The sequence below is a fragment of the Enterobacter adelaidei genome, from assembly GCF_041937165.1.
Taxonomy (GTDB): domain Bacteria; phylum Pseudomonadota; class Gammaproteobacteria; order Enterobacterales; family Enterobacteriaceae; genus Enterobacter; species Enterobacter adelaidei.
Genome location: NZ_CP154353.1, coordinates 647458 through 663067, shown reverse-complemented (window position 1 = coordinate 663067; position 15610 = coordinate 647458). Strand labels below are relative to the sequence as shown.

Annotated in this window: 14 protein-coding genes and 1 pseudogene; 2 read left to right on the top strand and 13 right to left on the bottom strand. The window is 54.8% G+C overall.

Annotation, left to right across the window (positions count from 1 at the left end; all coding sequences use genetic code 11):
• Nucleotides 1-22: 22 nt before the first annotated feature.
• The 8 genes and pseudogenes from AAHF05_RS03310 to AAHF05_RS03275 all read right to left on the bottom strand — a co-directional run bounded on the left by AAHF05_RS03310 (nt 23) and on the right by AAHF05_RS03275 (nt 7465).
• The gene (locus AAHF05_RS03310) at nt 23-793 is read right to left on the bottom strand and encodes a glucose-6-phosphate isomerase family protein (protein ID WP_129323954.1); all 771 of its coding nucleotides are present in this window, start codon (nt 791-793) and stop codon (nt 23-25) included.
• Nucleotides 786-1340 (bottom strand): glucose-6-phosphate isomerase family protein, encoded by a 555-nt coding sequence (locus tag AAHF05_RS03305; RefSeq protein ID WP_129323955.1) that lies wholly within the window; start codon nt 1338-1340, stop codon nt 786-788. The genes AAHF05_RS03310 and AAHF05_RS03305 overlap by 8 nt, the downstream gene beginning before the upstream one ends.
• Before the next feature lie 156 nt (nt 1341-1496).
• The gene (ispH, locus tag AAHF05_RS03300; RefSeq protein ID WP_129323956.1) at nt 1497-2447 is read right to left on the bottom strand and encodes a 4-hydroxy-3-methylbut-2-enyl diphosphate reductase; all 951 of its coding nucleotides are present in this window, start codon (nt 2445-2447) and stop codon (nt 1497-1499) included.
• Nucleotide 2448: 1 nt separating this feature from the next.
• Entirely contained in the window at nt 2449-2898 is a 450-nt protein-coding gene (gene fkpB / locus AAHF05_RS03295) for an FKBP-type peptidyl-prolyl cis-trans isomerase (protein WP_013095528.1), read from the bottom strand.
• 52 nt (nt 2899-2950) lie between these two features.
• Nucleotides 2951-3451 (bottom strand): signal peptidase II, encoded by a 501-nt coding sequence (gene lspA, locus AAHF05_RS03290; protein ID WP_028016633.1) that lies wholly within the window; start codon nt 3449-3451, stop codon nt 2951-2953.
• Entirely contained in the window at nt 3451-6267 is a 2817-nt protein-coding gene (gene ileS / locus AAHF05_RS03285; RefSeq protein ID WP_028016632.1) for an isoleucine--tRNA ligase, read from the bottom strand. Before ileS ends, lspA begins: the two co-directional genes overlap by 1 nt.
• A 45-nt stretch (nt 6268-6312) precedes the next feature.
• Nucleotides 6313-7239, bottom strand: a complete 927-nt coding sequence (ribF, locus tag AAHF05_RS03280; RefSeq protein WP_028016631.1) for a bifunctional riboflavin kinase/FAD synthetase — start codon at nt 7237-7239, stop codon at nt 6313-6315.
• 7 nt (nt 7240-7246) lie between these two features.
• Nucleotides 7247-7465 (bottom strand): annotated as a pseudogene (locus AAHF05_RS03275) (DUF2575 domain-containing protein).
• A gap of 101 nt (nt 7466-7566) precedes the next feature.
• On the opposite strand from AAHF05_RS03275, the gene rpsT reads away from it, so the two are divergent.
• Nucleotides 7567-7830 carry a 30S ribosomal protein S20 gene (rpsT, locus tag AAHF05_RS03270; RefSeq protein WP_003856458.1) on the top strand — a complete coding sequence of 88 codons (264 nt, stop codon included), beginning with the start codon at nt 7567-7569 and terminating at the stop codon, nt 7828-7830.
• A 57-nt stretch (nt 7831-7887) separates the two neighbouring features.
• On the opposite strand, the gene nhaR is transcribed toward rpsT, so the two are convergent.
• The 4 genes from nhaR to dnaK form a co-directional block, all read right to left on the bottom strand.
• Nucleotides 7888-8787, bottom strand: a complete 900-nt coding sequence (nhaR, locus tag AAHF05_RS03265; protein ID WP_029740864.1) for a transcriptional activator NhaR — start codon at nt 8785-8787, stop codon at nt 7888-7890.
• Nucleotides 8788-8845: 58 nt separating this feature from the next.
• On the bottom strand, nt 8846-10021 hold the full coding sequence (nhaA, locus tag AAHF05_RS03260; protein ID WP_129323957.1) for a Na+/H+ antiporter NhaA: 1176 nt from the start codon (nt 10019-10021) through the stop codon (nt 8846-8848).
• Between the two features lie 172 nt (nt 10022-10193).
• Complete coding sequence (gene dnaJ, locus AAHF05_RS03255) at nt 10194-11339, bottom strand: molecular chaperone DnaJ (protein ID WP_028016628.1); 1146 nt, start codon at nt 11337-11339, stop codon at nt 10194-10196.
• A gap of 87 nt (nt 11340-11426) precedes the next feature.
• Nucleotides 11427-13340, bottom strand: a complete 1914-nt coding sequence (gene dnaK / locus AAHF05_RS03250; RefSeq protein WP_049005233.1) for a molecular chaperone DnaK — start codon at nt 13338-13340, stop codon at nt 11427-11429.
• A gap of 296 nt (nt 13341-13636) precedes the next feature.
• On the opposite strand from dnaK, the gene satP reads away from it, so the two are divergent.
• On the top strand, nt 13637-14203 hold the full coding sequence (gene satP, locus AAHF05_RS03245) for an acetate uptake transporter (RefSeq protein WP_028016626.1): 567 nt from the start codon (nt 13637-13639) through the stop codon (nt 14201-14203).
• On the opposite strand, the gene AAHF05_RS03240 is transcribed toward satP, so the two are convergent.
• The gene (locus AAHF05_RS03240; RefSeq protein ID WP_028016625.1) at nt 14180-15502 is read right to left on the bottom strand and encodes an MFS transporter; all 1323 of its coding nucleotides are present in this window, start codon (nt 15500-15502) and stop codon (nt 14180-14182) included. The two genes, satP and AAHF05_RS03240, sit on opposite strands and share 24 nt — an antisense overlap.
• Nucleotides 15503-15610 lie beyond the last annotated feature (108 nt).

Sequence of the window (15610 nt, the reverse complement as noted above, 5' to 3'; positions counted from 1 at the left end):
CGGGGCTCTGCCCCGGCTTTTTTTATGGATGGAAATGGTGCCACAGCTCTGCCGTTCTGTCCGGGCGCGAGATAAACTGAAACCGAGCCGGATCGTCAATAAACTGCTGATAAATAGGCGCGTCCGTAATACCAAACTCACTGTAACGACGCGGTGTGATCATCTGTAACCGCCCTGCCATATAGTGGCTATTATGCTGCCATATAATATTTTTTCCCTGAACCAGCGGATACCAGGCCAGCCCCTTGCGCGCGCGAACCGCGTCATATTCAAAGCCGTACTCACGATCGCACCAGGCACCAAAAGTCAGCGGAGTATCAGGCGAGGCCGAAATAGTCGCATGACCCCAGCCAGGTGGCACCAGCACCTTTTCTCCTGGCCCCGCTAAAACGGCAAAACAGCGTCCGGGATCGTCCTCGACGTACTCCTGCATGTAAATAATCGCTTTACCTTGCCAGATCTCATAAAGCTCCGGCGGTGACCATCCGCTATGCTGGCTGATGCGGTGGACATGCCCCTGGCTGCGAATTGGCTCATCGCCGAGCGTACCTGCAGCGTAGGTAACCACACCAAAGAGCAACATCCGTTTTTCCAGCTCCGGTCTGTCCATCAGTCGCGCGACATCCATGGCGATGGCATACACCTGATCCGGCCCCTGACAGTCAGGATCGCGTAGTGACGGGCGAATCTGATCCAGACTACGGATTTCCGGCATCGGCCCGGTGACATCATCACCATAGCTAAAACCCAGCGGTTGATGGGTAATGGTCATATCAAGGCCATAGTCAGACATGACGCACCTCGACACCTTGCCCGGCGGCAAAGACTCGCAGAGCGAAACCCTCTGCCAGCGCCGCGTAGTCGTGCCCCGCGACGCTTGGCCAAACGGCCAGCGAGGAGAGCGTCTCATTACCGGTGTTGATCAAACGGTGCGCCGTAAAAGGAGGAATAATGTGTACCGACCCTGTTGCTACCTGCTCAATACGCGCATCGCCCGCCTCCGTTTGCAACAACAGTAAGCCGCTGCCACGCAGGCCAAAATAGACTTCCCCCTGTTCACGGCGCGCATGAAAATGACCACGCGTCATAAAGAACTCATCACCAACTTTACCTGCATGAAGGTGCGTGACACCAACGTAGAGCGCCCCCTCAGCCATGGGGGATTCCAGTACCTCAACGTCGTATACGCTTTGTTGGGGGTCGCGACACCTCCACTCCTCGCGGTTAGCGAAGATGCAGGGAAGATCGGCAAGGCGGGTTGTCTTGCGAACAAGCGGGCCTCTGGCTAGCGCCCCAGTAGCCCATGCCACCTGAGGTGGCAGAATAATTTCTGGTTCCATAGTCATCTCCGGCCCAAGGAGAACAGCAACATCAGCCTATCAGATTAAACGATTAACCTGTCGATGAAGGCACCAATCTTGATGGTGAATCACAGTTAACCAGAAACAAAAATGCCGGTAGCTTTCGCCACCGGCATTTTCCAGACAGAGAGTAAACTATTCCACTTCGCGGGCGTCGATACGCAGTTCTTTCGGGACTTCGAAAACGATGTTCTCTTCGCGTCCTTCCAGCGGTATCGCTTCGCCACCGCCCAGCTCCTGCAGACGGACAATCACGTTCTGCACCAGAATATCCGGCGCGGAAGCGCCTGCGGTAACGCCGACGCAGGCCGCATTTTTCACCCACGCTTCCTGAATGTCCGTTGCATCGTCAATCAGGAATGCCGCTTTCCCCATACGCTGCGCAAGCTCGGCCAGGCGGTTGGAGTTAGAGGAGTTCTTCGAGCCAACAACCAGCACCACATCCGCCTGTTCAGCCAGTGCACGCACCGCTTCCTGACGATTAGTGGTCGCGTAGCAGATGTCATCTTTACGCGGCCCGACGATTTTCGGGAAACGCTGACGCAGGGCGTCAATCACGTCAGAGGTATCGTCCACGGAGAGCGTCGTCTGGGTCATAAACGACAGACGGGCTTCGTTTTTCACATTCAGCGTCAGGACATCTTCCGGTGACTCAACCAGATACATGCCCCCTTCCGGGTTGCTGTACTGGCCCATAGTGCCTTCAACTTCCGGATGACCCGCGTGGCCGATCAGAATCGACTCTTCACCACGACGGCTGGCGCGCGCCACTTCCATATGCACCTTTGTCACTAAAGGACAGGTGGCATCAAACACCGTCAAATCGCGGCTTTTCGCTTCGTTACGCACTGCCTGAGAAACGCCATGCGCGGAGAAAATCAGGATCGCACCATCCGGCACTTCGCTAATCTGCTCGATAAAGATGGCACCGCGCTCGCGCAGACTGTCGACCACATAGCGGTTATGCACCACTTCGTGACGCACATAAATCGGCGCGCCGTAGATCTCCAGCGCGTTTTCAACAATGCTGATAGCGCGGTCTACACCGGCGCAGAAGCCGCGCGGGTTAGCCAACAGGATCTGCATTTCAGGCCTCCAGTACTGGGTCAATCTCCAGCACTTCAATATCAAAATGGACGGTGCGCCCGGCAAGCGGATGGTTGAAGTCAACGGTGATGGAGTCGCCGTTGATTTCGCGGATCACGCCAGGCATTTCGCTGCCATCCATAGCGGTAAAGAGCATAATCGCCCCGATTTCCGGCTCGCCCGCATCCATAAACTCGCGGCGCGAGAAATACTGGATCAGATCCGGGCTTGGCACGCCAAATGCGGCATCCGGCTCCAGTGAAAACGCCTTTTTCTCCCCCTCTTTCAAACCGAGAAGCTGTTGTTCAAGACCTTCAGACAGGGAGGTATCGCCAAGACGAAACAGGGCTGGTTTGCCGTTATTGCGGGTGGATTCAGCGGTAGAGCCATCATCCAGTTTCAGCGTGAAGTGAACGAGAACCGCGCTGTTGCTCTGTACGGATTTAGACATGCAAATTGCTCGCTTGTTTTGCCCGGTGGCACTACACCACCGGGCGAGTGTGTTACGCCTGCTCTTTCGCGGCCGAGTTAGGCAAGAAGCCTTCCAGCACGATTAACGCCGCACCGATGCAAATTGCGCTATCGGCGAGGTTAAAGGTCGCGAAGTGCCAGTCGCCGACGTAGAAGTCGATCATATCGACCACAAAGCCGTGCCACAGGCGGTCAAACAGGTTGCCCAGTGCGCCGCCAATGATCAGTGCGTAGGCAATGTTATTCAGCTTTTGCGTTGCCTTCGAACGGTACATCAGCACCGCCAGCACCACGCAGATACCGATCGCGATACCTGCAAAGAACCAGCGCTGCCAGCCACCGCTGTCAGCAAGGAAACTAAACGCCGCACCGTAGTTGCGTGCATAGTGCAGGTTAAGCGACGGGAACAGTGAAACCGTCTCCCCCAGAGCAAAATTCTGGAGGATCAGGAACTTGCTGCCCAGATCAATAATCAGCACCACCACAACCAGCCACAGCCAGCGCAGTCCTGTTGAACAGAGAGTTTTACTCATCAGGCAAACTTACGTTTTTCGCCGTCTCCGGCGACGTTGCTTACACAGCGTCCGCAGATATCTGCGTGTTCCGCCACCTTGCCGACATCAGTGGTGTAATGCCAGCAGCGCGGGCATTTCTCACCTTCGGCTTTGCTCAGCGCGACTTTCAGTCCTTTGAGCAGCTCGCTCTGCTGAGCATCAGCAGAAGCGTCGGCATAATCTGCAACTTTCGCACCGGAGGTCAACAGGACAAATCGCAATTCATCGCCCAGCGCCGTCAGTTTTGCCGCCAGCTCAGGTTCTGCGTACAGAGTCACTGTCGCTTCCAGAGAGCCACCGACTTTCTTGTCCGCACGCGCCTGCTCGATAACCTTGTTCACTTCACCACGCACTTTCAGCAGCTCGTCCCAGAAAGCGTCATTCATCGCTTCGGTGCTGGAGAGATCGAACAGACCTTCGTACCACTCGCCCGTGAAGACATACTTCTCACGGTTGCCTGGCAGGTAGCCCCAGATTTCATCCGCGGTGAAGGACATGATCGGCGCCATCCAGCGCACCAGCGCTTCTGCGATGTGGAACAGCGCGGTCTGGCAGCTACGACGCGCCACGCTGTCCGCTTTCGCGGTGTACTGGCGGTCTTTGATGATGTCGAGGTAGAACGAGCCCATCTCGATGGAGCAGAAGCGCATCAGGCGCTGCACCACTTCGTGGAAGTCGTAAGACTCATAGGCTTTCAGGATATCTTCCTGTGCCGCTTTCGCACAGCCTACCGCCCAGCGATCCAGAACCACCATCTCTTCCGGTTTCACCATGTCTTTCACTGGATCAAAACCGTTCAGGTTCGCCAGCAGGAAGCGCGCGGTGTTACGGATACGACGATAGCTGTCGGCAGCACGTTTCAGGATCTCATCAGACACCGCCATTTCGCCGGTGTAGTCGGTCGAAGCCACCCACAGACGCAGGATATCCGCGCCCAGTTTGTTCATCACGTCCTGCGGAGAAACGGTGTTACCGATAGACTTGGACATCTTACGGCCCTGACCATCCACGGTGAAACCGTGGGTCAGTACCTGGCGGTAAGGGGCTTTGCCTTTCATAGCGGTAGAGATCATCAGAGATGACATGAACCAGCCACGGTGTTGGTCAGAACCTTCCAGATACATGTCGGCAGCGTGACCGGCAAATTCCGGGCGTACGTCAACGACTGAGGAGTGGGTAGACCCGGAGTCGAACCACACGTCCAGGGTATCCGGCACTTTCTCGTAGTTGTCTGCGTCAGCGCCCAGGATGTCGCGGGAATCGAGATCCCACCACGCCTGAATACCGTCAACTTCGACGCGCTTCGCCACTTCTTCCATCAGTTCCAGGGTGTTCGGGTGCAGTTCCTGCGTCTCTTTATGCACGAACAGAGACATTGGCACGCCCCAGGTACGCTGGCGGGAGATACACCAGTCAGGGCGGTTAGCGACCATGGATTCGATACGCGCCTGGCCCCAGTCCGGGATCCACTGCACGCCTTTGATCTCTTTTAGAGACTGCGCGCGCAGGCCTTTCTGATCCATGCTCACGAACCACTGCGGGGTCGCACGGAAGATGATCGGCGACTTGTGACGCCAGCAGCATGGGTAGCTGTGCTGCATTTTTTCAACGTGCAGCAGCGCGCCGCTGGTGCGCAGCATATCGACGATGATGTCGTTCGCCTTAAAGACGTTGATACCGTCCAGCGCCGGGTAGGTGCCAGGCAGGTATGAGCCGTCCGGACCAACCGGGTTGGCGATTTCCAGGCCGTATTTCAGGCTGATGTTGTAGTCGTCAGGACCGTGACCACCGGCGGTATGCACCGCACCGGTACCCGCGTCCAGCGTGACGTGGTCGCCCAGGATCGCCGGAACATCGAAGTCCAGGAACGGGTGTTTGAAGCGCATCAGCTCCAGCGCGTCGCCTTTCACGGTGCCCAGCACGGTATAGTTGGCGATATTCGCGCGTTTCAGCACGCTTTCAACCAGGTCTTTCGCCAGGATAACCGCCTGACCGTCAATCTGCACCAGTGCGTATTCGAACTCACCTGACAGGGAGATCGCGCGGTTGGCAGGCAGCGTCCACGGCGTGGTGGTCCAGATAACCAGAGAGACCGGACCGTTAACGGACGACACGCCAAATTTAGCTTTCACCGCATCCTGATCTACCGCGTGGAACGCCACGTCGATAGACGGAGAGGTTTTGTCGTAATACTCAACTTCCGCTTCTGCCAGTGCAGAACGGCAGTCCACGCACCAGTGCACCGGCTTCGCGCCTTTGTGCAGGTGGCCGTTACCGATGATTTTGCCCAGCGCACGGATGATGTTGGCTTCAGTTTTGAAGTCCATGGTCAGGTATGGGTGTGACCAGTCGCCCAGCACGCCCAGACGGATAAAGTCAGCACGCTGACCGTCAACCTGAGTGGCTGCATATTCGCGGCATTTCGCGCGGAACTCTGCGGCGGTGAACTTCTCACCTGGCTTGCCAAACTCTTGCTCAACTTTCAGCTCGATTGGCAGACCGTGGCAGTCCCAGCCCGGAACGTAAGGCGAGTCATATCCCGCGAGTCCTTTGGACTTCACGATAATGTCTTTCAGAATCTTGTTTACAGAGTGACCAATATGAATGCTGCCATTCGCATATGGAGGGCCATCATGCAGAATGAAGGTTTTTTTGCCTTTTTTGGCTGCACGAATGATGCCGTACAGGTCATCATCAGTCCAACGCGCCAGCATTCCCGGTTCACGCTTGGCGAGATCGCCGCGCATCGGGAACCCTGTTTCCGGCAAATTCAGGGTTGATTTATAGTCACTCATCAGATTCTCGGTTCCGTATTTATCACGTAGGCATTTAAGCCGGGTTCAAAGCCCAAAAAACTCGCGGGCCGTCAATTCATCTCGCGCAATCTGCGCTTTTAGTTCATCCAGCGAAGCAAATCGCTGCTCGTTGCGTATTTTTTTTCGCAGTATCACATCTATATGGCGACCATAAAGGTCCATTACAACATCCAGCAGGTGCACTTCTAACTGTTGACGCACACCCGCGACAGTTGGACGCGTGCCAATGTTAGCGACGCCGTAAAACGGCTTATCGCCCAGTCCAGCCACTTCCACCGCATAGACCCCTTTAACCGGGGAAACCTGACGACGCAGCGGTATATTCGCCGTCGGGAAACCAATAGTGCGGCCGAGCGCATCACCATGAACGACACGACCTGAGATGGTGAACGGATGTCCCAGCAGGGTTTCTGCCGTATCCAGTTCATCATCTGCCAGTGCCTGGCGTACCGCCGTGCTGCTGACGCGAATGCCACCTTCACAGAAGGTCATCGCGCTCGTGACGTCAAAACCGTACTCCAGACCAGCCTTCTGTAATAGCAAGAAATCGCCCTGACGACCAGCGCCAAAGCGGAAATCATCCCCCACAGCAAGAAACTGCACGCCAAGACGCTCAACCAGCAGGTCACTGACGAAACTTTGTGCTGTCAGTGCGGCAAAGCGACGATCGAAACGTACACACAATACGTAGTCCACACCGGACTCTGCCAGGTAGCGCAACTTCTCGCGCAGGCGAGTGAGACGGGCGGGAGATTTATCGCCCGCAAACAGCTCCAGCGGCTGCGGTTCGAAAATCATCACTACGACAGGTAGGCCACGGGCCTCCCCTTCTTTACGCAATCCCTGCAACAGCGCCTGATGACCACGATGCACGCCGTCGAAATTACCAATGGTCAGCACGCACCCGTGCGGTGCTCTGCTGAGATTATGTATGCCGCGTATCAGCTTCATGTCTGGCTCAAAACAGTGAAAATCGCCAAAGTATACCTTGTACGGCGGTTAAGGTTAACCGGCGATTGTTCGCGCAAAACAGAAAGCCGTAATGATTTCATCAGGCTGACCTTTCGCAGCGAAAAAATCTGCTCGTGAACTGCGATTTTTATGCCGAAAGGCTGTATTCAGGGAACACAAGCTGGTAGAATCCTGCGCCATCACTACGTAACGTAGCGTCGCTAATTAACGGCGCTTATTTGCACAAATCCATTGACAAAAGAAGGCAAAGAGGGCATATTCCTCGGCCTTTGAATTGTCCACATAGATCATATTTGGGAGTTGGACTTGGCTAATATCAAATCAGCTAAGAAACGTGCCGTTCAGTCTGAAAAGGCTCGTAAGCACAACGCAAGCCGTCGCTCTATGATGCGTACTTTCATCAAGAAAGTATACGCAGCAATCGAAGCAGGCGACAAAGCTGCAGCGCAGAACGCATTTAACGAAATGCAACCAATCGTGGATCGTCAGGCTGCTAAAGGTCTGATCCACAAAAACAAAGCAGCGCGTCATAAAGCAAACCTGACCGCGCAGATCAACAAACTGGCTTAATCGCTACTTGTTGTTGCTTGTTTAAAGAACCCGCTTAACGCGGGTTTTTTTATGCCTTCAGATTGCCGGTGGCGTAAACAGCGCCGCGTAGTCGCGGTTACAGATTCGCTGTACCGCCGGGTGCTGAATCATCCTTTCAGCAAATATGGCATGATACTCCTCCATCACGTTATCCACTCTGCCTATCTCCGTAATCTTGTCGTCCGAATAGAGATCGTGCGCGTACAGCGTTGGTGCAACGAAGATCGCATTGTGGGCTTCGCCAAAGGCTTTCATCAGCGCCGCATCATCGAACTCGCCGAGGATTTCTACCTTTAGCCCCTGCGAGTTAAACCAGTTCAGCAGCTTGCGTCCGAGCATGGAACGCCTTCCCGGCACCAGCAGGCGGCGCTCTTCAAGGCACGCGGGGAACGGTTTTTCCGGCGGCGGGTTAATGCACCAGAAGCTGACGCCGCATTCGCCAATTTTCACTGAGAACAGCCCTTCCTGCTGGGTAGAGTCGATTGGGCAATCCGAGATAATCATGTCCAGCTTATGCTGGCTTAACTGCTCCAGCAGCATCTCGTGAGTAGATTCAAAGCAGCGCAGGTGGATTTGCTCATCTTCAACCACAGCCGCATCCAGCACGCCGCTCACCAGCCGTTTTGACAGCGCATCGGCCACACCGACATCAAAGAGCAGGTTAGACTCTTTGCGGTAGTTAACGATATCCAGCATCTCCTGGCTCAGGGTAAACATTTTGTCTGCGTAACGGAACACCAGCTCGCCCAGTTCGCTGGGCTCAATCCCACGGCCCTTACGCTTGAACAGCTTGCCCTGCAGTCGTTCTTCCAGCGCCTTGATTTGCCCGGTGATGGTTTGTGGTGTCAGGTAGAGCGCCTCTGCGGCCCCCACGACCGAGCCCTGTTTGTAGACGTGCCAGAAGTAGTAAAGATGGTTGTAATTCAAATGAGACATTGCGTTTTCGCTCCCTGATAGTGTGTCGGGAGAAGGCTCCCCTCCTCCCGGTTTTCCGTTATGCCTGGACGGCCTGTCCGGACAACTTCACCTTCAACAAGGTATAACCGATCACTGCGGCCAGCAATGACCCGATAAGAATGCCCAGTTTAGCCCAGACGATAAGCTCCGGCGCATGCGTACCAAATGCCAGCGTCGAGATAAAAATCGACATCGTAAACCCGATTCCACACAGCACACCTACGGCCATTATCTGCTTAAACGTGGTGCCGTGTGGCAATGATGCCATCTTCAGCTTTAGCGCCAGCCAGCAGAAGAGGCTAATCCCCAGCGGCTTACCGATAAACAGCCCGGCAATAATGCCCAAAGGCAGCACGGACGTCAGCCCGTCAAGCGTCACACCGCCCAGGGAAACGCCCGCGTTAGCAAATGCGAACAGTGGCAGGATCATAAAGGCTACCCACGGGTGCAGCACATGTTCCAGCTGTTTGGCAGGCGACTTGCCGTCCTGCGGCTTAAGCGGCACGAAGAAGCCGACGATCACACCTGCCAGCGTGGCGTGCACGCCCGATTTCAGCACCGCCGTCCACAGCACCATCCCCACAAGGATGTAGATGCCGATGCGACGCACATTGAAAATGTTCAGCAGCGCCAGCACTGCAATCGCCCCAGCAGCTACACTCAGCGACAGGATCGACAGCTCGCTGGTATAGAACAGCGCGATAATCACAATAGCGCCCAAATCATCAATAATTGCCAGCGCCATCAGGAAGATCTTCAGTGCCACCGGCACACGACTTCCCAACAAGGCCAGCACCCCGAGCGCAAACGCGATATCCGTTGCCGCCGGGATCGCCCAGCCATGACGCGCAAGGGGGTCCTGCCAGGTAAATGCCAGGAAGAGTAACGCCGGAACCACCATCCCACCGATGGCGGCAATTACCGGAAACGCTGCACGCTGGCGGCTGGCAAGTGAACCCAGCACCAGCTCGCGTTTAACTTCAAGCCCCACCAGGAGGAAGAACACAGCCATCAGTGCATCGTTGATCCACAGCAACATGTTCTTGTTAATTTCCAGCGCCCCGACCTTCAGCTCGACGGGCGTTTCCAGAAATGCGTGGTATAGATCGCGGGTAACCCCCAGGTTAGCCAGCAGCATCGCAGCCGCAGCGGCAATAATCAGGATCACGCCACCGGACGCTTCACTGCTAAAGAAACGGTGTAGTAATTTCACTTTAACTCTCTCTTTTACAACAATACCTCGATAAAACCATAATACCAAGCCACATAGCTCGGCAAAAACAGATTAATATTGAGTATAGATTCAGTTTTACCGAACTATCCTTACAAAAAGAAAAAGCCCGGAATTGCTTCCAGGCTTTTGCAGATGAAGGCCAGCTAACGAATTAGCGAGTCAAATCATCGAAGAATTTTTTGACGCCATCGAAGAAGCTTTTGGAACGCGGGCTATTCTTCTCACCCGTCGGGCCGCCAAAGCTCTCCTGAAGCTCTTTCAGCAATTGTTTCTGCTTGTCGTTCAGGCCAACCGGCGTTTCCACGACGACGCGGCACAGCAGGTCGCCCTGAGCACCACCACGAACGGATTTAACGCCTTTCCCGCGCATGCGGAACAGCTTACCGGTCTGGGTTTCACCTGGGATCTTCAGATTGACGCGACCATCCAGCGTCGGGACTTCGATTTCACCACCGAGTGCCGCCATCGCAAAGTTGATCGGCACTTCGCAATACAGGTTGTTACCTTCACGCTCGAAGATGGCGTGCTGTTTAACCTGCACCTGAACATACAGATCGCCTGCCGGTGCGCCGTGTTCCCCAGCTTCACCTTCACCCGCCAGACGAATGCGGTCGCCCGTATCGACGCCAGCCGGAATTTTAACGGACAGGGTCTTGGTTTTCTCAACGCGACCGTGGCCGTGGCATTTGGTGCACGGATCTTTAATCAGCGTACCGCGACCGTGACAGTGAGGACAGGCCTGCTGTACCGCGAAGAAGCCCTGTCGCATCTGTACCTGGCCTGAACCGTGACAGGTTGGACAGGTCTGCGGTTGGGTCCCCGCTTTTGCGCCACTTCCGTGGCAAACGTCACACTCTTCCAGCGTCGGGATACGGATCTCTTTGGTGACACCGCGAACGGCCTCTTCCAGCGTCAGTTCCATGTTGTAGCGCAGGTCCGCGCCGCGCGTTGCGCGCTGACGACCACGGCCACCACCGAAGATGTCGCCGAATACATCACCAAAGATATCGCTGAAGTCAGCACCACCGCCAAAGCCGCCGCCACCGAATCCACCGCCGCCCATGCCGCCCTGTTCAAAGGCTGCGTGACCATACTGGTCATAGGCTGCACGTTTTTGTGCATCGGTCAGGACTTCGTAGGCTTCTTTGATCTCTTTAAATTTGGCTTCAGCCTCTTTGTCACCCTGGTTACGGTCCGGGTGGAATTTCATGGCCAGGCGCTTGTATGCCTTTTTGATTTCACGCTCTTCCGCAGTTTTCGGAACGCCTAAAATCTCGTAATAGTCTTGCTTTGCCATTGTTTTTTTTAAGCCCCTTAACATGCGAGCACGGGCGTGGAGAGTTCTCCTACGCCCGTGCCGATTAATTACCCTGCATCAGGGCGATTATTTTTTGTCTTTAACTTCTTCGAACTCAGCGTCAACAACATCGTCGTCTTTCGCGTTGTTCGCCGAAGCGTCAGCGCCTGCCTGCTGTTGAGCGTGCTGCTGCTGAGCGATTTCCATCAGCTTCTGGGAAGCCTGTGCAAGTTCCTGCATCTTCGCTTCGATGTCCGCTTTATCTTCACCTTTCAGTGAAGTTTCCAGCGCACTCAGTGCAGCCTCGATAGCAGTTTTGTCTTCCGCTGGCAGTTTATCGCCTGCTTCTTCAACCTGCTTACGGGTGCTGTGCAGCAGATGGTCACCCTGGTTACGGGTCTGAACCAGCTCTTCGAACTTACGGTCGGACTCAGCGTTAGCTTCTGCATCGCGAACCATTTTCTCGATTTCAGCTTCGTTCAGGCCAGAAGATGCCTTGATGGTGATCTTCTGCTCTTTACCGCTGTTTTTGTCTTTCGCAGACACGTGCAGGATACCGTCAGCATCAATATCAAAGGTGACTTCGATCTGTGGCATGCCGCGTGGTGCCGGGTTGATACCATCCAGGTTGAACTGACCCAGAGACTTGTTATCCGCCGCACGTTTACGCTCACCCTGAATCACATGGATGGTTACCGCAGACTGGTTGTCTTCAGCGGTAGAGAACACCTGGCTGTGTTTCGTCGGGATGGTGGTGTTTTTGTTGATGAGCGCAGTCATCACACCGCCCATGGTTTCGATACCCAGAGACAGTGGGGTAACGTCCAGCAGCAGTACGTCTTTCACTTCACCAGTCAGTACACCACCCTGAACCGCTGCACCGATAGCAACAGCTTCGTCCGGGTTCACGTCTTTACGTGGCTCTTTACCAAAGAACTCAGCCACTTTCTTCTGAACCATTGGCATACGTGTCTGACCACCCACCAGGATAACGTCCTGGATGTCAGATACAGACAGGCCAGCGTCCTGCAGAGCAACTTTCAGTGGCTCGATGGAACGGTTCACCAGGTCTTCTACCAGGCTTTCCAGTTTCGCACGGGTCACTTTGATGTTCATATGTTTAGGGCCGGTCGCGTCTGCAGTGATGTACGGCAGGTTCACGTCGGTCTGCTGAGCGGAAGACAGTTCAATCTTCGCTTTCTCAGCGGCTTCTTTCAGGCGCTGCATGGCCAGCGGGTCGTTACGCAGGTCAATGCCCTGATCTTTCTTGAACTCGTCAACGAGGTAGTTGATCAGACGGGTATCGAAGTCTTCACCACCCAGGTGGGTATCACCGTTGGTTGCCAGAACTTCGAAGGTTTTTTCGCCGTCAACTTCGTCGATTTCGATAATAGAGATATCGAAGGTACCACCACCCAGGTCGTAAACCGCGATAGTACGGTTGCCAACTTCTTTATCCAGACCGTAAGCCAGTGCAGCCGCGGTTGGTTCGTTGATGATACGTTTTACTTCCAGACCTGCGATACGGCCAGCATCTTTGGTTGCCTGACGCTGAGCATCGTTGAAGTATGCAGGAACGGTGATAACAGCTTCAGTTACCGGCTCACCCAGGTAATCTTCCGCGGTTTTCTTCATTTTTTTCAGCACTTCAGCAGAGATCTGCGGTGGTGCCGTTTTGGTGCCTTTCACATCAAGCCATGCATCGCCGTTATCTGCTGCGATGATTTTGTAAGGCATGATAGAAACGTCACGCTGAACTTCTTCGTCCTGGAAGCGGCGGCCAATCAGGCGTTTAATCGCAAACAGGGTGTTTTGCGGGTTTGTCACTGCCTGACGTTTAGCCGGCTGACCAACCAGAGTTTCACCATCCTGGGTATAAGCAATGATAGAAGGCGTGGTGCGATCGCCCTCGGCGTTCTCCAGCACGCGTGCAGTAGTGCCATCCATAATCGCTACACAAGAGTTGGTAGTACCCAGGTCGATACCAATAATTTTACCCATCTAAACGTCTCCACTAAAAATTCAGTCAACATGTGGTTGTGTACCTGTAATAAGGGCAGAACGTGCTTTTTCAACTGCCCAGATTTGATTTTTTTCAGGTCCACACACTGCGGTTGACTACAAGATGGGGTCGCCACAGCATCCATCAAGGGGGAAGGATAAAAAAAATTTTAATTTCACCCCGATGAGATCATAGACGCCATCGATTGCGCCCATTATGATGCCGCGCCCCGTCAGGGAGTATTGACGCGGGATTCACCATTTCACCATATTAATGATGATTTTTTTGAGGACTTATGGGCAACACTAAGTTGGCTAATCCGGCTCCGCTGGGCCTGATGGGTTTTGGCATGACCACTATCCTGCTGAACCTGCACAATATCGGGATGTTCCCGATGGATGGCATAATCCTGGCGATGGGCATTTTTTACGGCGGCATCGCGCAAATTTTCGCGGGCCTGCTGGAATATAAGAAAGGTAATACCTTCGGCTTAACCGCCTTCACCTCTTACGGCTCTTTCTGGCTGACCCTGGTTGCCATTCTGCTGATGCCTAAAATGGGTCTGGCAGATGCGGCAAACGCCCACTTCCTGGGCGTTTACCTGGGTCTGTGGGGTGTCTTCACCCTGTTCATGTTCTTCGGCACCCTGAAAGGTAACCGCGCGCTGCAGTTCGTCTTCCTGAGCCTGACCGTACTGTTCGCTCTGCTGGCGATCGGTCACCTGGTGGATAACGAAGGCATCGTTCACGTTGCCGGCTGGATTGGCCTGGTATGTGGCGCGAGCGCTATCTACCTGGCAATGGGCGAAGTGCTGAACGAGCAGTTTGACCGCACCATTCTACCGATTGGTGAAAAACACTGATCCCTCTGTCGTGCCTGCCTCGCGGGCACGACACTCCCACCCTTTGCGAAGCCAGACCCCTAACACCAGCCCCATCAGCGAGAGCGCGAGAACATACCAGGCTGGAGCCATCGGCGATATCCCCATCAGCATGGTGACGGCAATCGGTGTTAGCCCACCAAAAATGGCATACGACACGTTGTAAGAAAAAGAGATACCGGTGAAACGAACCTCTGGCGGGAACGCACGCACCATCACATACGGCACCGCCCCCACAACACCGACGCACAGCCCGACTACGCCGTACAGCAGGAACAGTTGCTCCGGGTGGCTACCCGCCAGATGGTAGAACGCCCAGCTTGATGCTGCCAGCAGCAGACTGCCGACGATAAAGGTCCGGCTCGCGCCAAAACGATCAACAGCAAGGCCAGCCGCCAAACAGCCAAAACAGAGCATAATGGTCGCAATACTGTTTGCCTGCAGGGTGACCGCTGGGGCGAAACCGTACTGTTTTTGCAGCCAGACCGGCGACATCAGGATCACGACGACGATACCCGCCGACAGCAGCCAGGTCAGCAGCATCGACACCACCACCGCACTTCTGTGACGGACCACCACCGCCTTCACCGGTAACTCCTGCGCCAGTGCCTTGCGCTGCTGCATCTCAAGGAAGATCGGCGTCTCCTGTAGCCAGCGGCGCAAGTACATCGCCACCAGACCAAAGGCCCCGCCCAGCAGGAACGGAAGACGCCAGCCCCAGTCGTGCACAGCCTGTTGCGTCATATGGGTATTCACGAGAGTTGCAACGACCGAGCCCAGCAGAATGCCGATGGTCAGGCCCGCCGTTAAGGTTCCACAGGCGATACCAATGCGACGCGCTGGAACATGCTCCGCCACAAACACCCACGCGCCTGGCACTTCACCGCCAATTGCAGCCCCCTGAAGAACGCGCATAAGCAACAGCAATAGCGGGGCAACAAGGCCCATTGAGGCATAGGTAGGCAGCAGGCCTATGGCAAGCGTAGGTACAGCCATCAGCAAAATACTGAGGGTAAACATCTTCTTACGCCCAACCAGATCGCCAAAGTGCGCCATAACAATGCCACCCAACGGACGAGCCAGATACCCGGCGGCAAAAATGCCGAAGGTTTGTACCTGGCGCAGCCATTCCGGGATATCTGCCGGGAAGAAGAGCTCCCCCACCACGGCGGCGAAGAAGACGAAGATGATGAAGTCGTAAAACTCCAGCGCGCCCCCCAGAGCGGCGAGCGTGAGGGTTTTGTAGTCCTGTCGATTCAGAGGTCGGGTGTTATGTGACATAGCGAACCATTATGCGTGTATTGTGGATTTATTTTTACAGTAAACGTAAAGAAAAAATTACTATACCGTAAAACCTTTACCACGCCATCGCCGCTTCAGCTAATGTCA